This window comes from Tenacibaculum sp. AWR4_210, from assembly GCF_056160945.1.
On the sequence record NZ_JBSWYF010000005.1, the window covers coordinates 179,818 to 199,345 of the forward strand.

The window sequence follows — 19,528 nt, forward strand, 5'->3', positions numbered from 1 at the left end:
GAGATTCATTTGTCACTTTTCCCAGCTACTGTTTTTTGTAGCGGATTTATTTGTCTCCTTTCCCGTAATTGATTTTTTGTAGGAGATTCATTTGTCACTTCTCCCAGCTACTGTTTTTTGTAACGTATTCATTGGTCACTTTTCCCTGCAACTGTTTTTGCAACGGATTTATTTGTCACTTTTCCCTGCAACTGTTTTTGCAACGGATTTATTTGTCACTTTTCTCAGCAACTGTTTTTTGCAGCGGTAGGGTGAAGATAGAAGAAGATAGGGTAAAGTCAAATAGGGGTGTTTAGAATGGGGTTTTTGGTGTAACTGGTGGGTAGTTAGTGGTTTAGTGAAGGATAGCTAGAGGTGGTTTTGAAGGGGTTAAAGAACAGTAAGGATATAAAAAAATGAACTTCTTTCTGAAACAGAAGCTCATTCCATGATAAAGATAGAAGTCCAGGAAGTAAAAAATCGAAGCTCCTATTAAGGCTGGTTTTAACAACGTAAAATGAAGGTGCTTACGTCAAAGTGAAGGCATCTCTATCTGCTAAGAAATTCAACTTTTTTCTCAGTTCATCTTGGCTGTTTTTATCCAAGGCAACCAATAGGGTGGTTGCGGTTCCTGAATTATCGTAAGCGAGCTGATCGCCTAGGGCATTGTAGCAGGCAGAATTTCCTGAATAATCAAAATTATTACCATCGAGGCCTATGCGATTGACACCTATGGTATAACTGAGGTTTTCTATTGCTCTGGCTTTTAATAGGCTATCCCATGCTTGCACACGAACGGTAGGCCAACTCGCTACATAGAGCAAAAGATCGTAATGTTCGGTATTTCTTGACCAAACGGGAAACCTTAGATCATAGCAAATAAGCGGACAAATGCGCCAGCCTTTGTACTTTATAACTTTACGTTCATTCCCTGCGGTATACACTTTTTCTTCGCCTGCAAGTGTAAAGGAATGCTTCTTATCGTAATACGCAACCTCTCCATTGGGGTATACAAACAACAGGCGATTGTGATAGCTAGGCTCTGTACTACCTTCTTTAATCACGATGCTGCCGGTGATGGCTGCATTTTTTTCTTTCGCTTGGGTTTTCATCCATGCTAAGGTAGTTCCGTCCATGGTTTCGGCAACGCTGGCTGGCTGCATGCTAAAACCGGTACTGAACATTTCGGGGAGCACAATTAAATCGGTATTCGAAGGGAGTGCTGCAATTTTCTCGGCTAAGAGCAACCGATTTTTCTCGGGATTTTCCCAGGCAATATCCGTTTGGATAAGAGCAGCTTGCAAAGTCGTATTCATCTTTATTCTTTTTGGTAACTCCCTCAAAATTACACAACTTTTTTCAGTCTGTCCCACTGAAGGTAACGATAATTTGGAGCTAAAAATCAAGGTGTTTTTCAGGGACTTAGAAAACATGGGTATTAAATAAAAATTGTACTTTGCTTTATTAAATAGGAATCATGCAGTCGTTTATTTCAGAAACTTTGGAAATCATTGTTCAAAAAGAGCAATCTTTTGAAAATGTAGAACTTATATTGCCTTCACAGCGTGCGGGAGTATTTGTAAAAGAGCTACTAAAACATAAAATTTCAGCAGGATTTCTACCTAAAATTCGAAATATAGGTGACTTTATTGAAGAAGTTTCTGAAATGCAGAAAGTCGATTCTATTCAACTGCTTTTTCATCTGTACGGACTGTACAAGGAAGTCGAAGAACAGCCCGATAACTTCGCGGCCTTTTCAACCTGGGCATTTACCGTTGTTCAGGACTTTAATGAAATTGATCAGCACCTAATTGACCCGAAAAAAATATTCGAATACCTCTACGATGTGCACCGCATTCAGCAGTGGAACTTATCAGAAGAAACTCAAGAAACAGAATTGTTGAAAAATCACCTAGCTTTTATGGAAAAGCTATATCAGATTTACCAAAAATTTTACTCATTTTTGTTGGAGCGAGGTATAGGTTATCAGGGAGTTATTTACAGAGAGTCAGTCAAGAAAATTGCAGATTTTATACAAAAAAAGAAGGACACTCGTTATTATTTTATCGGGTTCAATGCCCTGAATGCTGCTGAGGAAACCTTATTCCAAGCCATGTTAGAAGCGGGAGTTGCAGAAGTGTATTGGGATATAGATGAAAGTTTTTACGAAAGCACTCATCAAGCCGGAAGTTTTTTGAGAAAATACGCAACCCGATGGCCATACTACAAGCAGCATGAGATAGCGAATGTAGTTTCTAACTTTAAAAAAGAGAAACACATAGAAGTCATTGGGGCCTCTAAAAATATTACCCAAATAAAGTATGCAGGAGAATTGTTATCAAAGCTTCCGAACTTTAATAATACGGCGCTGGTATTGGCTGATGAGAGTTTGCTTCCCATCACCTTGAATTCGTTGCCAGAGGCAGTTAAGGCAGTCAATATTACCATGGGATATCCGTTGAAAGACGTTCCTACTACGGCCTTAATTTTTTCCTTGTTTCGTTTGTACTTAAATCAAGATAAACTGCAAAAGGGAAAAAAGGACATGTTTTATTACAAGGATGTAATTTCTGTGCTCAAGCATCCTGCAATTTACAAGTTGTTATACGTTTCTGATACCAATATTTCAGAGCAGTTTACCGAGCAAATTGTGGCGACAAACACTACTTTTGTCAGTTATACCAAAATCGTTTCGTTTTTCGCAGAATTGGAAGGTAACTCTAAAAATACTCTGCTGAGTTTGTTTCGTCCTTTTAGTAATATTCAGGAGTTTCTCAACCGAATCATTCAAATGCTAGAAGTGCTGAAAGACGGTGCCAATGAACTGGAAAAAGAGTACTTATTCCGATTTTACACCGCTTTTGTTCAGCTTCAAAATCTTCACGATTCCTTCCAATATATTCAAGACCTTAAAACCTTACAGCAGTTTTTTCGTCAGCTCATTCAATCGGAAAGTTTGTCGTTTCAGGGAGAGCCATTACAGGGCTTGCAATTAATGGGGGTGTTAGAAACGAGGGTGTTGGATTTTGAAAATGTTATTATCACGTCTGTAAATGAGGGAATATTACCCGGAAATCACCAACAGAATTCCTTTATTCCCTACGATATCAAGGTGTCTTTTGGATTGCCTACCTACAAAGAGAAGGATGCGTTGTTTTCTTATCACTTTTTTAGACTCTTACAGCGAGCCAAAAATATTTACCTTCTTTACAATACGGAACACGATGTATTTGGAAGTGGGGAAAAGAGTCGTTTTATTACGCAACTGCAATTGATGCGAGGCGATATACGTGAAAAAAGCGTCAGTCCTAAAATTCACAATACGACCCCAATTGTAAAGGAAGTTCAGAAGAATGCTGCCGTCTTAGAAAAACTGCAACAGTTGGCGAACAAAGGGATTTCTCCTTCGGCTTTGACAAACTTCCTGTACAATCCGATGGCCTTTTACAAACAAAAGGTTTTAAAAATCAAAGAATTTGACGATGTTGAAGAAACGGTTGCAGCAAATACGATGGGGACTGTGGTTCACGATACTTTAGAAGCTTTGTACAAACCTTTTGAAGGAAAGTTCATCACCGTTGAAAATATCGCAGAAATGCAACAAAAAACCAAGGCTTTGGTCGTTCATTATTTTGGGGAGCACTTTAAAAATGGCGATATCACTACAGGGAAGAATAGGTTGATTTTTGAAGTTGCCAATCGCTTTGTCGTAAATTTCTTGACGCGTGAAAAACAACTGCTGTCTGACCCTGCCAATGCCTTAAAAATAATAGCAACGGAGCAAACACTCAGTACAGAGATTGTGGTGGAAGGGCTCGATTTTCCAGTAAAAATACACGGACAGGTAGATAGGATTGATGAACTAAACGGGGTGCTCAGAATTATCGATTACAAATCGGGAAAGGTAGATGCCTTAAACTTAAAAGTAGTGGACACTGAGGATTATCGTGAATTAAAGCACCACAAAGCCATTCAGGTAATGTTGTATACTTTTTTGTATACACAACACGTACAACACGACTTTAAAAAACCGGTCGAAGCAGGTATTTATTCGTTTAAAAACTTACAAAAGGGATTCTTGAAAATGAACTTTTCATCCAATTACCGCAGTCCTGATCACGCTGTTACTCAAGAGCGTTTGGATGATTTTTTAGTTGAGTTAAAAGGATATATTCGAGAGATTTTTCAGATGGATCTTCCGTTTGTTGAACCGGATGATCTAAAGTACTAAAGTGCCAAACTTACAATTACCCATGTTTGGGTGCCGTGAGGGTAGCGCAATACTTCTTCAAAACCGATGGCTTTGTGCGCATTTAACGACCGTTGGTTGCTGCTGTCAATTTCGGTGATGATAAGGTCGTATTCCTGTTGAAAGTTGGTTTGCATGGTTTGGTAAAGCTTTCTAAAAACACCTTGACCTCGGTACTCTTTATGAATGCAAACCTGCCCCATTACCATATAACGAGCAGTTCTATAAGCACTTTGGTCTATGTGATCAAACATGGGTTTTAATACTGCAATATCATTTCTAAAAGAAGCAGACATAGACAGAGCGTAGCCAATTACTTTTCCTCGATCAACGGCAATGCAGTGAGGGTGTATTTTATGCATGGCTTCTAATTGTTCAAAGCTGTGCTGAACGGTAACGAATCCTTGCTGTAACTTAGTCTCCTCATTTAATTGCTTGGGGAGGTTTTCGGTTTGCAGTGCTTGAATTTCGAGTAATTCCTGTGCGGTTTCGGTTTTTTTGTAAAGCATAGTTTTCAACGTATTAGGGGTGGGCATTTACCCAAATTTCTCCGTCTTCAAAAAATTCTTTTTTCCAAATAGGAACGGTTTCTTTGAGTGTGTCGATAGCGTATTGACAGGCGTCAAAAGCGGCTTTTCTATGCGGAGAGGAAACGGTGATAACAACCGGAATAGCTCCTACCTGTAACAGTCCTTCTGCGTGATGTATGGCGATTTTTTTAATGGGAAACTGCGACAAGGCCTGCTGGGCTATTTTTTCCATCTCTTTTAAAGCCATAGGCTTGTAAGTGCTGAACTCTAGTTGAGTAACCGATTTGTTTTGCGTGGCATTTCGCACGGTTCCAACGAATACGGCGATGCCCCCGCAGGTAGGATCGTCAACAAAGTCGTAGCAGGGCTGAAGTGCTAATGGATCAGCCGAAATGAGTATTGAATACTGTTCCGTCATAGTTTAACAAATATATAAGTTTTGTTGCGATGTCGGTACTGTGGAAAGTGGTTTTAAATAAGTACATTTGTTGGAGTGACGCATAACAGAAAACTATGTTTATAATCAATCTCACGTATAAGGTTGCTTTAGGTCAGGTAGAGCAGCATTTAGAAGCTCATATAGACTTTTTAAACAGCCAGTATCAAAGAGGTACTTTTTTAGCCTCTGGACGGAAAGTACCGAGAGATGGCGGCATTATCTTAGCCCGAGCCGAGAGCAAAGAAGCAATAGAAGCCGTGGTGCAACAAGATCCGTTTGTTAGCCTTGGTATTGCGGCTTATACCATCGTGGAGTTCGAGCCTTCGAAAACTTCAAAGGAACTGGAGGTCCTTTTAGAGCAAAAAATTAATAAATAATCAGACGAAAACAATAACACAACATATGAAAACACTAAACGACTATAATTTCAACAATCAAAAAGCATTGATAAGGGTAGATTTTAACGTGCCGTTAAATACTGATTTCGAAGTTACAGATGCAACGAGGATTCAAGCAGCAAAGCCTACTATCATCAAAATATTGGAAGACGGTGGTAGTTGTATTTTAATGTCTCATTTGGGGCGTCCTAAAGGAGTGGAAGATCAATACTCACTGCGTCATATTGTTGATAAAGTAACGGAAGTTTTAGGAGTGAAGGTTACCTTCGTAGCAGATTGTATCGGTGATGAAGTGGCTACAGCTGTAGCGAAGTTACAACCGGGTGAGATTTTACTGTTGGAAAACTTGCGTTTTTACGGAGAGGAAAAGTCAGGAGATGTCGGTTTTGCTGAAAAGTTAGCCGCTTGGGGTGATGTATATGTAAACGATGCTTTTGGTACAGCACACAGGGCACATGCTTCTACTGCAGTGATTGCTCAGTTTTTTCCAGAACACAAATGCTTTGGTAGCTTATTAGCTCAAGAAATCGACAGTATTGATAAAGTATTAAATAATTCAGAAAAACCGGTAACAGCGATTTTGGGAGGGGCTAAAGTTTCTTCGAAAATTGGTATTGTCGAAAATATTTTAGAAAAAGTAGATCACATCATTATTGGAGGTGGAATGACGTTCACCTTTATTAAGGCCTTAGGAGGTGCTATAGGAAACTCTTTGGTAGAAGATGATAAGCTAGATCTAGCACTGGAAATTTTAGAGAAGGCAAAGGCCAATAATACCGAAATTCACTTGCCAGTAGATGCACTTATTGCAGATGCTTTTGCAAATGATGCCAATACGCAACTCGTTGCGACGAATGAAATTCCCGAAGGATGGATGGGCTTAGATGTAGGACCAGAAACTACCAAGAAGTTCGCCGAAGTCATTGCGAATTCGAAAACTATTTTGTGGAATGGACCGCTTGGTGTATTTGAAATGGAAAACTTTTCAAAAGGAACAATCTCCTTAGGAGAAGCGATTGCTACGGCTACGGCTAACGGAGCGTTCTCGTTAGTTGGAGGAGGTGATTCTGTGGCAGCTGTAAAGCAATTTGGTTTTGCGGATAAGGTGAGTTATGTATCTACTGGAGGTGGTGCAATGTTGGAGAGCTTGGAAGGAAAAACCTTACCGGGAATTGAAGCCATTATCGGTTAAGAGCATCACTTTGAGTTACGTGATCTTTGATAGGAATTAAATACAAATCTGATAATAAACTTATGAAATATACAACACTTCCCAATACCGATGTCAAAGTATCTAAAATATGTTTAGGTACCATGACTTGGGGAAATCAAAATACGGAAGCAGAAGGACATGAACAAATGGATTATGCCTTAGCGCAGGGGGTTAACTTTTTTGATACAGCAGAACTCTATGCGGTACCGGCTACTCCAGAAACCTATGGAGCCACTGAAAAAATTATCGGAACCTGGTTTAAAAAAACAGGGAATCGCGACAAAGTAGTACTGGCTTCAAAAATTGCTGGGGCAGGAGCGTATACGGCGCATATTCGAAAGGATGGGTTTAGTAAACGAGCCATTACAGAAGCTATTGAAGGAAGTTTACAACGCTTGCAAACAGATTATATAGACCTATACCAATTGCACTGGCCAGAACGCGGTGTAAATTGTTTTGGTGTACGTGATTATCCCTATGCCTCTGCTAGTGCAGAAGCGGAAAATCACTTGGAGATTTTGGAAACCTTGAACGATTTTGTAAAACAGGGAAAAATTAAGCACATTGGCTTGTCAAATGAAACCCCTTGGGGAACGATGAAGTACTTGCAAACGTCTGAGCAACATCAGTTACCAAGACCTGTTACTATTCAAAATTCGTACTCTCTAATTCATCGATCGTATGAATACGGTATGTCTGAAGTGTCTTTGCGTGAAAATGTAGGATTGTTGGCGTATTCACCATTGGCTTTTGGAGTACTCTCAGGAAAGTATGTAGGAGGGAAAACTCCTGAAGGGGCCCGTGTTACCTTATTTCCTAGATTTAATCGTTACTCATCGGCACAATCAGAAAAAGCGGTAATTGCTTATCAAGAAATTGCTGAAAAGCACGGATTGACACTAGCACAGTTAGCCTTGGCCTATGTAAACCAGTTGCCGTTTGTTACCAGTAATATCATTGGGGCAACCAAAATGGACCAACTCAAAGAAAATATTAACTCGATCCATATAGAGTTATCAGATGAGGTATTGTCAGAAATTGAACAAGTGCATCAGATGATGCCCAATCCGGCACCTTAAAAATTTAAAAAACCGATGAAATCTTCATCGGTTTTTTGTTTTTATTCTTTTAATTCAAAGTCGGTTACTTCAAAAATTCTATCCTTGAGATTGCCTCGAACAGTTGCAGTTCTGATGCTGTTGCAAAAGCCTTTGTCAGGGTCGTGAGCATCTCCGAAATCATCGATATGAACTCCTTTTACAAAATAGGCTTTTCCCTCAAAGCGAATGGCTAAATCACATCCTTTTTGGGTTTTTAAACCAAATTGACATTGACCACATGAGGCCTCTACAGTTTGCCTAGTATTGGGGGTACTGCACTGGTAACTCAGTAGTCCGAGCAAAACAGCTAGGATTCCATTTTTCATGGTTAGTATCCTATTTTCGAACGCAATCGCTGCAATACCTCTTTGGCAACTGTACGCGCTTTTTCTGCACCTACTGCCAGCGCTTTATCCAATTCTTCACGGTTTTCCATGTAGTAATTGTACTGAGCACGCTCTTTTGCAAACTTCTCGATCACTAATTCGTACAATGCCTTTTTAGCATGTCCATATCCGTAGTTTCCTCCTTCGTAATTTGCTCTCATTTCCGCAATCTGCTCTTCATTCGCAAGCAGTTTGTACAAAGCAAAAACATTGTCAGTATCCGGATCTTTCGGCTCTTCTAACGGAGTACTGTCCGTTTGAATTCCATTAATCTGTTTTTTTAATTTCTTGTCTGGCAAGAAAATATTGATGTAGTTATTTCTCGATTTACTCATCTTTTCACCATCTGTTCCAGGAATTAACTGGGTGTCTTCATTAATTTTAGCCTGTGGTGGAACGAGCGTATCACCTATGATATTATTGATTCTATTAGCGACATCTCTGGTGATTTCCAAGTGCTGTAACTGGTCTTTCCCTACCGGAACTACCTCTGCATCGTATAATAAAATATCGGCAGCCATTAGCATTGGATAGGTAAACAATCCTGCATTTACATCAGCAAGGCGATCTGCTTTGTCTTTAAAGCTATGTGCTAAAGTCAAGCGTTGAAATGGAAAATAACAGCTCAAATACCACGATAGCTCTGTAACTTCTGGAATATCACTTTGTCTGTAAAAAATGGTCTTTTCGATATCAATCCCGCAAGCAAGCCAGGCTGCAGCAACACTGTACGTGTTTTCACGTAGCTCTGCTCCATCTTTAATCTGCGTTAAAGAATGCATGTCCGCAATAAAGATAAAAGATTCATTACTAGAGTCATTTGCCATTTGAATAGCGGGTAAAATAGCTCCCAATAAATTCCCTAAATGCGGCGTTCCTGTACTTTGTACTCCTGTTAAAATTCTTGCCATTGGATATTTTTCTAAATAAAATTATGGATTAAACGTTCTTGTAAAAGTTTACAAGACGAGCAAAAATAAGGTTTAAATTTTTCAAACAAAAGAAATTACTACATTCGCAGGTATGAAGTTTTTAAAAATTCCGTTTTTACTTATTTGGCGCATTTGGTTTTATGTACTCATGTTTAGTACCATTTTACTGATGTTGCCTTTTTTACTGATTTTAACTTCTCACGAGAAGTATTATCCCGTGTTTTGGAAAATGATCAGAGCTTGGGCCTACGTGCTGGTATACGGAATGGGATTTCGATTGAAAATATCAAAAGAACAAGAAATACTGAGAAATCAGAGTTATATGTTTATCGCGAATCACGCTTCTCTGCTAGACCCGTGGGTAATGATCATTTTAAGTAAAAATCCCATTGTTTTTGTGGGAAAAAAAGAACTGGTAAAGATTCCGATTTTCGGGTTTTTCTACAAAAAAGTAGTCATTATGGTCGACCGTGATTCTGGTAAGAGTAGAAAGCGCGTATACGAAATGGCTAAAAAGAAACTGCGAGGTGGAACGAGTATTGGAATCTTTCCGGAAGGATTGGTGCCTACTGAAAATATTGCCCTTGCCCCCTTTAAAAACGGAGCTTTTAGTTTGGCTATTGAGCATCAAATACCTATCGTACCTCAGGTGTATTATGATTGTAAACGCTATTTTTCATGGGATTTTTTTAAAGGAGGTCCTGGAACCTTTCGCGTAAAGCAATTTCAGTTTATTCCTACAAAAGGACTGAGCATGGACGATAAGAAACAATTGAAAGAACAGTGTTACTCCTTGGTTAGTAGTGAGTTGTTGTCGGATAAAAAATACATGGAAGACACCAATCGAGAAGGAAATGATAAGGAATTTGCGTCACCGCTATAACCTTGGAAACTCGTGAATCTGTTTCACTTGGAATTATCGCAAAAAGGAATGACTACCGAATCGAGGCGGTTATAAAAAAATTAGTATATTTAAAACATAACTAACTACTTCAACATAATGGGTTTGCCTGTATTCAAACCCCGTACGGTCAGGTAAAATATACGTGACCGGCATCGTATTATAATAGTGTTAAAACCCCTATCTCAATCCCTACACATTGTAATATTGATAACACACGCGTATGATTAAAATTATCTTAATAGATGATGAAAAAGATGCTCTTGAAGCATTGGAGTGGAAAATTAAGAAATGTAAACACGTCGATGAATTAGCGATAGTCAAATGCAGTTCGCCAGTTGTAGCGATAGATCTGATTAACGAATACCATCCAGATATTGTTTTTTTGGATATTCACATGGTTGAAATGGACGGATTTACGTTTTTAGAGAGGTTTCCTAAGAGGTCGTTTGAAGTAGTGTTTACTACTGCTCACGACGAGTACGGTATTGCCGCTGTAAAGGCAGAGGCCCTTGATTATTTGTTAAAACCTATCGATTTAGATGAGTTACAACTGACCTTTTTAAAAATAGACCGCTATTTGACTCAAAAGTACCAAGGAGAAAAACTCGTTGTCGATCGTATTAATATTGCCGCTGATGGAAAGGTGTATTTGGTGGCAAAAGAATCTGTGATGTACCTGCAGGCGGATAAGAGTTATACGACGATTTTTTTGAAATCAGGGAAAAAGATTATTGCCACGAAAACACTGAAGGAGATTCAAAAACGCTTTGATTATCCAGAATTTTTTAGAGTGCATAATTCCTATGTGATCAACCTGAATTACGTTACGGAATACAACAAAGGACATAGTGAACTTACCTTAAGTGATGGTACTATTGTAAGCGTAAGTAGGAGAAAGAAGAATGAACTCATAGAGAAACTCCACCTAGACAAATAATGCTTTTAGATATAAATTCAGCTTTCTATTCTTGGATACGAGGCGGTATGTTGGTACTGTTTATCTACCATTTTATGTTTTATTTACAAAACAAAGGAAGGTTACATAAGTATTATAGTGGATACCTGTTTTGTTTGGTAGTGTATCTCGTCCGAGACGCTTTCCCTCAGGAATCTGTGCAGTTGAGCTATCAGTATATCAGTTTTTCTATTCAGTATGTGGGGTATGTGTTTTTTATTCATTTTTGCCGCGAGCTGACAAAGAGCTATGAGTATTTCCCAACCTTAGATTACGGAGTGACACTCTTGTCAAAGCTGTTGTTAGCGATTGCAATGGCCCTGGTAGGGGTACAGTATTTCTACGGATATGAGGTGCAGAAACAAGTTGTTGCCTATACTGTGCCTTTTGCAACAGCCTGTGCTTTTTATGTTTTTTATCTACTTTCAAAGGTGAGTCGTGACCAAGTGTATTACCTGCTATTTGGTTCCATGTTCTTTTTAATTTTTGCGAATATCAGCTCAGTGAAAATGATTTATGGAGAGTATTTTCTCCTCGGATTTAAGGTGCATCGCATGTTTTACTATTTTTTAGGAGCTATGGTTCAAAGCTTGATCTTTGCCTTGCTAATCGGAAATAATTTTCGTGAAATTTTAAAGAAAAAGCAGGAGGCCGAATTGCAGTTGCTACGTCAAGAAAATCAGATTTCTAAGCTGAAAATCATCGCCTTAAAAAGCCAGATGAATCCTCATTTTTTGTTTAACTCTCTCAATTCTATCAATAATTTTGTAATTCAAAATAAGGTGGAAGAGGCGTCCAATTTTATTACTAAATTTTCTGCTTTGGTACGCAAGGTATTGCAATCCACTAATGAAGATGCAATTAGTTTGGCCGATGAGTTGACGGTAGTAGCCATGTATGTAAAGCTCGAACAAATGCGGTTGAAAAATAGTTTTACGTATGAAACCGTTGTAGATACCACAGTAGAGCTAGAGTCCTTGCAAGTGGTTCCGTTATTTTTACAACCTTTTATTGAAAATGCAATTTGGCACGGGCTCAGTTTACAGGCTGGTAAGAAAAGTGTGGTGATTAAAATTCAACAACGTGGTGTTTGGGTGAGCATACAGATTCTCGATAATGGAATTGGCCTGAATAAAGGTAGGCAGAATACTACGAAAACCAAAAAATCATACGGTATCGCCATCGTACGAGAGCGCATGGAACTTATGTATAATAAGGACATTGTGATTCAGTTAAGAGATCGTATGGAAGACGGGGAACAAGGTACCGAGGTATTGCTCGTATTCCCCGTGAAACTGCGGGAACTCGAAATACTGTAGCTTTTATCCACCAGTTATTGTTGCTTCATTGTCTTTGGTTGACGTTTTACTTCCACTTATTTATTCCTAAAAATTACAGCTCTTTTGTTTTGTACCTTAGTTAAACGAAAAGAAAGGGATTGTGATTTTAGGGGGATTCACAATTTTGATAGAGAAGAACTGTGGTTAGGCAGTTCTTCTTTTTAGTTAAATAATTAAATTAAATTTAAAGAAAAAGTTAATAAAATATAAATTGATAATTTATTGATTGTATTGGTTAGGATTATATTAATAATAAGGGGCTTTAGTTTTTAGTTTTGAATAACCAATTATAAATCAACAAATTATGAGACTAAACACTATTTTTTTACCCTTCTTATGCTTACTAGTCTTTGCAAACCTGTCCGCAGTGGCCCAAGATTGCCACGTAACGCGGGAGAATGAAAAAGTATTTTCAAAGCACCCAGAATCGAAACGCGCTTTTGAGGAATTTAATGCCTTTACCGAACGATTTATTGAAAAACATCGGAATAGCTTACGGCAAAAGGCAGCAGCTAGTTATACCATCCCAGTCGTATTTCACGTTTATGGTAGCACACAGCACGGTCAAACCGTGACCTACGATAAAATTAAGGTAGCACTCGAAAAATTAAATGACGATTTCAATGGTAGAAACGACGATTTTAATACCATTGACCCCGTGTTTGACGGTCGAAAATCGACCTTGAGCATAAATTTTGCGTTGGCTAAAATTGATCCTAATGGTGGTAGTACCAATGGAGTAGTTTTCTATCCAGAAAAAGCTGGATATGGAAACGGAGGTGGTTACGACGACCAGATTGCTGCGGATGCTTGGGACAATTACAAATATATGAATGTGTATATCATGGGCGATTTGTACGCCGACGGAAAGGCGACGAATTCAGGAGTCGCTTGGTATCCGAATACCTCAATGTCGAATAACAATACCGCGAGAGTTGTGTATAACGGTCGCTATTTACACGGCAATACGAATAAGGAATTTGCATCGGTATTAACCCATGAATTTGGACATTGGTTGAATTTGATTCATACCTTTGAAGGCGGATGTAACGATCCTAATGGAGATTATGTATCCGACACTCCCAAGGAAGATTCAAATTCTGGTGATGACGGATGTACCGTGGGAGCCAGTGATTGTGGTAATTTAATCAATTACGAGAATTATATGGGCTATGATTCTGCGGCAGGCTGCGCAAAAATGTATACCCAAGGACAGGTAAATAGAATGCTGGCAGCTCTAGAGCATCCGGCGAGAAAACCACTTTGGCAAGCGGCAAACTTAGTAGCTACGGGGGTGAATTTAAACAAAGGAAGCTTGGTGGTTTCGGATAAGTTATTGGAAGAAGCTCTTGCCAATGACGGATCATTAGAAGCCAAAACCCCTTCCGTTTCTCTGACGGGAGCTACCTTTGCCCAAAGTTCAGGAAACATGACTTTAGGGACGCATTTTGAGGCTAATTTACCCCAAGGAGTGACAGCGCAAATCTCAGTACTCAGTGCTACAGAAGTTAAAGTGAGCTTCGCTGGAAAGGCGGTAAATCACGCGAAAAGCGATAACATGGCCGCTTCTATAAAATTTAAAGATGCCGCGATTAGTGGGGGAATTGCTAGTCTAAATACCGATAAGATAAGTTTTTCATTTTCATTTTATGACCCGTATAAAGTAGTGTATTTTGACAATCCAGATTATACTGCCAATGCAGGGAAAACCTGGACTTTTTTCCGCTTGCACGAATCAAGTGTCAACAGTTACGGAACGTTTTTCGAGAACAATGCCTTAAAATTAGAAACCTATAAAAAAGCACTGGTCTGCCAAACCGGAACGCGAAATCCTACACCAATTGCAGCCAATACAGTTATCGACAGTCAGAGTTCGTGGGTAGCAGGAGGTGCTTATCCAGATTTACACGTAATCAGAGATGCATCGTATACAGCTTGGGATGGTAAAACTGCCTATATAGGATTTCAATTACAACTCTATCCAGGAAAAGTAAATTACGGATGGTTTCGAGTACAAGTGAATGCTGATGGTTCTTCGTATACCTTATTGGATTACGCTTATAGCACAGAACCTTTTGGAGCTATTAAAGCAGGGAGTAAAACCTGGGATGGGACTCCGGTGCCAACCTGTGATGACGGTATTCAAAATGGCGATGAAACCGGAGTTGATTGCGGTGGTTCGTGTGCACCATGTACGCCAACACTTACCTATTGTTCTTCGAAAGGAAATAGCACTAATGACGAGTTCATCAGTAAAGTTCAGGTAAATTCGTATAGCAATACGTCTACAGGGAGCAGTGGTGGCTATGGTGATTATACAGCGACTAGTATGGTGAATTTACCACAAGGGCAAGAAGCTAGTATTACCGTTACTCCTAGTTGGAGATCAACTGTGTATTCGGAAGGCTATAGTGTTTGGATAGATTACAATCAGGATGGAGATTTTGAAGATGCGGGAGAGCAAGTATGGTCTAAAGCAGCAACGAAGGATACATCGGTTACTGGGAGTTTCACCGTCCCAACTACAGCTACTTTAGGAGCGACGAGACTTCGTGTCAGTATGAAGTATAACGGAGTACCTACAGCCTGTGAGAATTTCAACTACGGAGAAGTAGAGGATTACAAAATAACCATTACGGAAGCTGCAGCTCCTAGCTGTAATGACGGCATTCAAAATGGAGATGAAACCGGAATCGATTGTGGAGGATCATGTGCTCCGTGTACGGGTAATTCAGGAGTAGTATATGTAGACGTGGCTGATTTTACAGTAAGTGCCAGCGATACCTGGAAGTTTTTTAGAATTGAAGCTGGAGACAACAAAGATTACGGTGCTTGGTACTCTAGTAACTCAGTACGATTGGTAACCTATAACAAGCAAGTAGTTTGTGAAGGGAGTTCTAACCAGGCAAGCTACCTCGCTGAAGGCAGTACTGTAGGAGCTGCAAGTAATTTTGTAGCGGAATCACACAGTTATATCGTTAGCAATAGTAGTTATACAAATTGGAATGGTAAAACCGGATTTATTGGATTCCAATTCACTGTAAATAACGCAACCCATTACGGGTGGTTTCACGTACAAGTAGCATCGAATGGCTTGTCGTATACTGTTTTAGATTACGCGTATCAGACGCTTGCAAATACACCTATTGTCACGGTTAACAAAGGAGTGACAGGACCTGTTAATCGCCAGGATGCTTTGGGAGAAGTACGCATTTTTCCAAATCCATTTTCGTCATCAACAACACTGGACTTATCCAGTATTCAAGGTGAAGCAGCTGTGCAAATTCAGGTATTTGATATGCTCGGAAAACAGCTTTATACCAAAACGGTACCCGCAAAAACTCAAGCAGTACAACTAACAGAAACTGCCTTGCCTAAGAGTGGGATATACTTGCTTAAAATTAAGTCTAGGGATTTCTTGAAAACAATTAGCGTACTAAAAAAATAACGCAGAAGTTTACAAGGGTTTTTGATCTGCTTGAAGCTCTTCAAGCAGATTTTTTTAGTCCCATTTTTGAAAGGGATGACCGCTGAGGTTTGAATTGTAGTACTTTTCAATACCTGTGACTTCTAAACCTAGCCATTCAGGCTTTTCAAAGTGCTCTGTTTCTGTTTGGAGTTCTACCTCTGCCACCACCAAACCTTCATTCATACCCAAAAAAACATCCACTTCATAGGTGTGTTTGCCTACGGGGATTAAATAGCGGTATTTTTCAATGATAAAATCTTCGCAGAGTAGTAATAAGGCCTCTGCTTCTTGCAAGGGAATAGGACGTTCCCATTCAAAACGGGTAGTTCCTTCAGCGTTTGAGGTCCCTTTTACGGTCAAAAAACCTTCGGTATTTTTGATGCGTACTCTGACAACGCGTTCTTTATCGGAATTTAAAAAGCCTTGTTTGATGTAGTTTTTTTTCGATGCTATGTCTCGAAAAACCATCGAGTTGACTAAAAATTTGCGTTCAATCTCAACTGCCATAAAAAATCAAAATCAATTTTGTACGAATGTACTACAATTTATCGTTATTAGTAATATCTTTGATTTTGATATGAAGAAAGTATTGTTGTTTTTCTCCGTTTTGTTCAGTGTTTTTGCCACGGCTCAAACGGATTATAGTGATCGTTGGGAAGATTTGTTTTCCTATACCAATGTAAAGGATTTTATCAAATCGGGAGAGGTGTTTTACGCAGTGACGGACAATGCCGTATTTTCTTATAATACACGGACGAAAGCGATAGCTAAAATATCGTCAGTACAAGGGCTCTCAGGAGGTACGACCTCCGCAATTTACTACAGTGAGTCCACTAAAAAATTGGTGATAGGTTACGAAGATGGATTATTAGAAGTGATTGATGAACGCGGTCGTATCACTACCTCACCTGAAATAACGAACTTCAACCAAACAGGAGAAAAGAGTATCAACCACATTTATGAATACAATAATAGGTTGTATTTGTCAACTTCCTTTGCTATCGTAGTGTACGATTTAAACAAGTTGGAATTCGGTGATACCTATTTTATCGGAGCGGGTTCTACAGTTGAAAAGGTAAATGAAATAGCCGTCTTTGATAATCGTTTTTACGCGGCAACAGCTCGTGGAGTCTATTTGGCCAATGTAAACAACCCTAACTTGATTGATGCCACTAGTTGGAGTTTGCGGTTTTTAGGTGATTATACAGGGATTCACGTATTTGGGAGTCAGTTGTTTGCCAGTACGGGAAATCAGTTGATGGCTGTGCAAGGACCGGCGGTAACACCCGTTCGAACTTTTACCGAACCCATACAAGGATTGAAAGCCTCGGCCTCTAGTTTAGGAGTTGCACTAAGGTCACATGCCGTTTTTTTTAATGCCGGATTAGGGCAGATTCAGCGCGTAGATCGCGTAGGTGCCTTCAATTTTAGTTTGCATCAAGCGTATGAAGAAAACAATGAAATTTATTTGGCAACAACGACCTATGGAATCCTAAGAACCCGAGTTGGGACCGTTGGTACCTTGGAAGAAGTACATCCTGAAGGTCCTTTGTTTAATGATATTTTTAGTATTGACGCTCATAATAATAATGTTTGGGTAGTTTACGGAGGTTACGATGCCACCTATACTCCTTTGCAAAATAGGAGAGGATACTCCCATTACAATGGTAAGAATTGGTTGAATTCTCCGTTTAATCCCAGTCAACCTATTGGTGATTTAGTAGCGGTTACCATCGATAAAACTAAAGAAAACTCGGTGTTTTTAAGTGCCTTTGGAGATGTGAAGGGAGCCGGTATTAGTACGGCTTTGACAGGAGGTTTGTTAAAAATAGACAACGATGCAATTACCGCTTTCTACAATCAAACCAATAGTCCTTTGCAAGATATTGAGCCGGCCGATCCTAATCGGGTAACCGTTAGGGTTAGTGGTACAGCCTTAGATAATCGAGGAAATTTATGGGTGACCAATCTGGCTGTTTCCAACAAGCTTAAAAAGCTCAATCCCAGTGGTAATTGGCAAAGTTTTGATTTGGAGTCTATCGTGACTTCTAGGAGTAAACCTGGAATGAACGAAGTGGTTGTTGACCGTTCCAATACAGTTTGGATAGGTACCCGACGTAATGGAGTTTACGCCTTTAATGAGGCTGGTGATAAAAAGAAAGCATTGACTACTGAAGCGACCAAAGGGAGCTTGCCAAATTTGAATGTTCGAACACTCGGAGTGGATAGAAATAACAGGATATGGTTAGGAACTTTAACAGGGTTGGTCGTTTTTAATAATGCCTCAGGTATTTTTGACAATGCAGTCAATGACGCACAACCCGTAGTGATCGTAGATGAAGGAATTCCCAAAAAATTATTGGGAGACCAAACAATTAACAGCATAGAAATTGACGGTGCTGATAACAAGTGGTTCGGAACTGAAAATGGAGGTGTACTGTACACCAATCCTACTGGACAGCAAACAATTGCCAGTTTTAACAAAGACAATTCACCCTTACCATCGAACAAAATTGTAAAAATTAGGGTAGATGATATCACCGGAAAAGTGTATTTCGCTACCAATAGAGGAATGGTAGCCTACAATAGTAAGGTGGCGCCTTTTGGTGAACAGCTGGGCGAGGTATATGCCTACCCAAATCCAGCACTCAAGAATCATTCAACAGTTACTATTGACGGTCGTAATGGTACGCATCTTCCTAAGGGAACCAATGTAAAAATATTGGACATGTCAGGAAACTTGGTTTATGAAACAAATGTAGTGGAAGGACAGCAATTGTCAGGAGGAAGAGTTACTTGGAACAAGCGAAACTTAGCGGGAACTAAGGTGGCCTCTGGCGTTTATATTGTGTTGCTAACAACGGAGGATAACTCAGAATCCGCGACTACGAAAATAGCAATTGTGAACTAATGGGGATCGTCAGTACCAAGGCTGTAGTGTTCAGTGCTTTAAAGTACGGTGATACGAGCTTAATAGTAAAGTGCTTTACCTTCGAAGATGGTTTGCGCTCTTATATGATTAGAGGAGTACTCAAATCGAAAAAAGGGAAACTTAAAAAGGCCTATTTCCAACCACTTACCTTACTGCAAATAGAAGCGAACCACAATGATAAAAAATCATTAAACAGTTTGCGAGATGCGCAAATAGCAACGCCTTATTACAGCATACACACGAGTATTAGTAAACAAACGATTGTGATGTTTCTGGCTGAGGTACTCGCCGGAATTATTCGGGAAGAAGAACGAAATCCATCGCTGTATACCTATCTAGAAACGGCATTTGTTTGGTTGGATACCCACGATGATATTGCCAATTTTCACCTCTTGTTTTTAGTGAATTTATCGAGGTTTTTAGGGTTCTATCCAGATGTTAGCGATATGCATTACGATGCGTTTAGCTTGGTCGAAGGACGCTTTATTCCCAGTCCCTATGAAAAATTAACACTTACCGGAAGTCAATTAGTACTCTTTAAAAGGCTTTTAGGCATAAATTTTGATGCAATTCATACAATTTCTTTAAATAAGAAAGAGCGACAATCCATCTTACGCAGTATAATTCAATATTTTGAGCTACATTTGGACGGATTTAAAGCTCCTAAATCATTAGATATATTAGAAACAGTGTTTAGCTAGT

Annotated in this window: 16 protein-coding genes; 10 read left to right on the forward strand and 6 right to left on the reverse strand. The window is 39.4% G+C overall.

Translation table 11 applies throughout. The features are described 5' to 3' along the window. Nucleotides 1-506 precede the first annotated feature (506 nt). Nucleotides 507-1,295, reverse strand: coding sequence for an amidohydrolase (locus tag ACXAG7_RS10790; protein ID WP_408045532.1), 789 nt, complete (start codon nt 1,293-1,295; stop codon nt 507-509). A 161-nt stretch (nt 1,296-1,456) separates the two neighbouring features. Here ACXAG7_RS10790 and ACXAG7_RS10795 point away from each other — a divergent pair, with 161 nt between their 5' ends. Beyond that, nucleotides 1,457-4,210 carry a PD-(D/E)XK nuclease family protein gene (locus ACXAG7_RS10795; RefSeq protein WP_476666807.1) on the forward strand — a complete coding sequence of 918 codons (2,754 nt, stop codon included), beginning with the start codon at nt 1,457-1,459 and terminating at the stop codon, nt 4,208-4,210. On the opposite strand, the gene ACXAG7_RS10800 is transcribed toward ACXAG7_RS10795, so the two are convergent. Both ACXAG7_RS10800 and ACXAG7_RS10805 read right to left on the reverse strand, forming a co-directional pair. Further along, nucleotides 4,207-4,737 (reverse strand): N-acetyltransferase family protein, encoded by a 531-nt coding sequence (locus ACXAG7_RS10800; RefSeq protein WP_476666808.1) that lies wholly within the window; start codon nt 4,735-4,737, stop codon nt 4,207-4,209. The two genes, ACXAG7_RS10795 and ACXAG7_RS10800, sit on opposite strands and share 4 nt — an antisense overlap. Before the next feature lie 13 nt (nt 4,738-4,750). Then, complete coding sequence (locus tag ACXAG7_RS10805; protein ID WP_408045529.1) at nt 4,751-5,176, reverse strand: molybdenum cofactor biosynthesis protein MoaE; 426 nt, start codon at nt 5,174-5,176, stop codon at nt 4,751-4,753. Nucleotides 5,177-5,271: 95 nt separating this feature from the next. Between ACXAG7_RS10805 and ACXAG7_RS10810 the strand changes: the two genes are divergently transcribed. The 3 genes from ACXAG7_RS10810 to ACXAG7_RS10820 all read left to right on the forward strand — a co-directional run bounded on the left by ACXAG7_RS10810 (nt 5,272) and on the right by ACXAG7_RS10820 (nt 7,887). Continuing rightward, nucleotides 5,272-5,574: a YciI family protein gene (locus ACXAG7_RS10810; RefSeq protein ID WP_408045528.1), complete on the forward strand. Its 303-nt coding sequence runs from the start codon at nt 5,272-5,274 to the stop codon at nt 5,572-5,574. 25 nt (nt 5,575-5,599) lie between these two features. Next, the gene (locus ACXAG7_RS10815; RefSeq protein ID WP_476666809.1) at nt 5,600-6,787 is read left to right on the forward strand and encodes a phosphoglycerate kinase; all 1,188 of its coding nucleotides are present in this window, start codon (nt 5,600-5,602) and stop codon (nt 6,785-6,787) included. A gap of 62 nt (nt 6,788-6,849) precedes the next feature. Continuing rightward, complete coding sequence (locus tag ACXAG7_RS10820; RefSeq protein WP_476666810.1) at nt 6,850-7,887, forward strand: NADP(H)-dependent aldo-keto reductase; 1,038 nt, start codon at nt 6,850-6,852, stop codon at nt 7,885-7,887. 41 nt (nt 7,888-7,928) lie between these two features. On the opposite strand, the gene ACXAG7_RS10825 is transcribed toward ACXAG7_RS10820, so the two are convergent. Continuing rightward, nucleotides 7,929-8,234 (reverse strand): DUF6370 family protein, encoded by a 306-nt coding sequence (locus ACXAG7_RS10825; protein ID WP_408045525.1) that lies wholly within the window; start codon nt 8,232-8,234, stop codon nt 7,929-7,931. 2 nt (nt 8,235-8,236) lie between these two features. Next, a complete protein-coding gene (gene trpS, locus ACXAG7_RS10830; RefSeq protein ID WP_476666811.1) occupies nt 8,237-9,205 on the reverse strand; it encodes a tryptophan--tRNA ligase in 969 nt (322 codons plus the stop codon). Between the two features lie 112 nt (nt 9,206-9,317). Here trpS and ACXAG7_RS10835 point away from each other — a divergent pair, with 112 nt between their 5' ends. The 4 genes from ACXAG7_RS10835 to ACXAG7_RS10850 all read left to right on the forward strand — a co-directional run bounded on the left by ACXAG7_RS10835 (nt 9,318) and on the right by ACXAG7_RS10850 (nt 15,873). After that, a complete protein-coding gene (locus ACXAG7_RS10835; protein WP_408045523.1) occupies nt 9,318-10,109 on the forward strand; it encodes a lysophospholipid acyltransferase family protein in 792 nt (263 codons plus the stop codon). A gap of 241 nt (nt 10,110-10,350) precedes the next feature. Then, nucleotides 10,351-11,067, forward strand: a complete 717-nt coding sequence (locus tag ACXAG7_RS10840; RefSeq protein ID WP_408045522.1) for a LytR/AlgR family response regulator transcription factor — start codon at nt 10,351-10,353, stop codon at nt 11,065-11,067. After that, on the forward strand, nt 11,067-12,404 hold the full coding sequence (locus ACXAG7_RS10845; protein ID WP_476666812.1) for a sensor histidine kinase: 1,338 nt from the start codon (nt 11,067-11,069) through the stop codon (nt 12,402-12,404). Before ACXAG7_RS10840 ends, ACXAG7_RS10845 begins: the two co-directional genes overlap by 1 nt. 325 nt (nt 12,405-12,729) lie before the next feature. Then, the gene (locus ACXAG7_RS10850) at nt 12,730-15,873 is read left to right on the forward strand and encodes a M43 family zinc metalloprotease (RefSeq protein WP_476666813.1); all 3,144 of its coding nucleotides are present in this window, start codon (nt 12,730-12,732) and stop codon (nt 15,871-15,873) included. A gap of 54 nt (nt 15,874-15,927) precedes the next feature. Here the strand turns inward: ACXAG7_RS10850 and ACXAG7_RS10855 are convergent, their stop codons facing one another. Then, on the reverse strand, nt 15,928-16,401 hold the full coding sequence (locus tag ACXAG7_RS10855; protein ID WP_476666814.1) for a CYTH domain-containing protein: 474 nt from the start codon (nt 16,399-16,401) through the stop codon (nt 15,928-15,930). Between the two features lie 70 nt (nt 16,402-16,471). Here ACXAG7_RS10855 and porZ point away from each other — a divergent pair, with 70 nt between their 5' ends. Both porZ and recO read left to right on the forward strand, forming a co-directional pair. Next, nucleotides 16,472-18,805 carry a type IX secretion system anionic LPS delivery protein PorZ gene (gene porZ / locus ACXAG7_RS10860; RefSeq protein WP_476666815.1) on the forward strand — a complete coding sequence of 778 codons (2,334 nt, stop codon included), beginning with the start codon at nt 16,472-16,474 and terminating at the stop codon, nt 18,803-18,805. Then, on the forward strand, nt 18,805-19,527 hold the full coding sequence (gene recO, locus ACXAG7_RS10865; RefSeq protein ID WP_408045517.1) for a DNA repair protein RecO: 723 nt from the start codon (nt 18,805-18,807) through the stop codon (nt 19,525-19,527). The genes porZ and recO overlap by 1 nt, the downstream gene beginning before the upstream one ends. Nucleotide 19,528 lies beyond the last annotated feature (1 nt).

Coding starts and splice junctions, on each gene's coding strand:
- ACXAG7_RS10805 (WP_408045529.1), bottom strand. CDS start 5,176: ATGACGGAACAGTATTCAATACTCATTTCGGCTGATCCATTAGCACTT.
- ACXAG7_RS10795 (WP_476666807.1), top strand. CDS start 1,457: ATGCAGTCGTTTATTTCAGAAACTTTGGAAATCATTGTTCAAAAAGAG.
- recO (WP_408045517.1), top strand. CDS start 18,805: ATGGGGATCGTCAGTACCAAGGCTGTAGTGTTCAGTGCTTTAAAGTAC.
- ACXAG7_RS10850 (WP_476666813.1), top strand. CDS start 12,730: ATGAGACTAAACACTATTTTTTTACCCTTCTTATGCTTACTAGTCTTT.
- trpS (WP_476666811.1), bottom strand. CDS start 9,205: ATGGCAAGAATTTTAACAGGAGTACAAAGTACAGGAACGCCGCATTTA.
- porZ (WP_476666815.1), top strand. CDS start 16,472: ATGAAGAAAGTATTGTTGTTTTTCTCCGTTTTGTTCAGTGTTTTTGCC.
- ACXAG7_RS10840 (WP_408045522.1), top strand. CDS start 10,351: ATGATTAAAATTATCTTAATAGATGATGAAAAAGATGCTCTTGAAGCA.
- ACXAG7_RS10800 (WP_476666808.1), bottom strand. CDS start 4,737: ATGCTTTACAAAAAAACCGAAACCGCACAGGAATTACTCGAAATTCAA.
- ACXAG7_RS10820 (WP_476666810.1), top strand. CDS start 6,850: ATGAAATATACAACACTTCCCAATACCGATGTCAAAGTATCTAAAATA.
- ACXAG7_RS10825 (WP_408045525.1), bottom strand. CDS start 8,234: ATGAAAAATGGAATCCTAGCTGTTTTGCTCGGACTACTGAGTTACCAG.
- ACXAG7_RS10810 (WP_408045528.1), top strand. CDS start 5,272: ATGTTTATAATCAATCTCACGTATAAGGTTGCTTTAGGTCAGGTAGAG.
- ACXAG7_RS10815 (WP_476666809.1), top strand. CDS start 5,600: ATGAAAACACTAAACGACTATAATTTCAACAATCAAAAAGCATTGATA.
- ACXAG7_RS10845 (WP_476666812.1), top strand. CDS start 11,067: ATGCTTTTAGATATAAATTCAGCTTTCTATTCTTGGATACGAGGCGGT.
- ACXAG7_RS10790 (WP_408045532.1), bottom strand. CDS start 1,295: ATGAATACGACTTTGCAAGCTGCTCTTATCCAAACGGATATTGCCTGG.
- ACXAG7_RS10855 (WP_476666814.1), bottom strand. CDS start 16,401: ATGGCAGTTGAGATTGAACGCAAATTTTTAGTCAACTCGATGGTTTTT.
- ACXAG7_RS10835 (WP_408045523.1), top strand. CDS start 9,318: ATGAAGTTTTTAAAAATTCCGTTTTTACTTATTTGGCGCATTTGGTTT.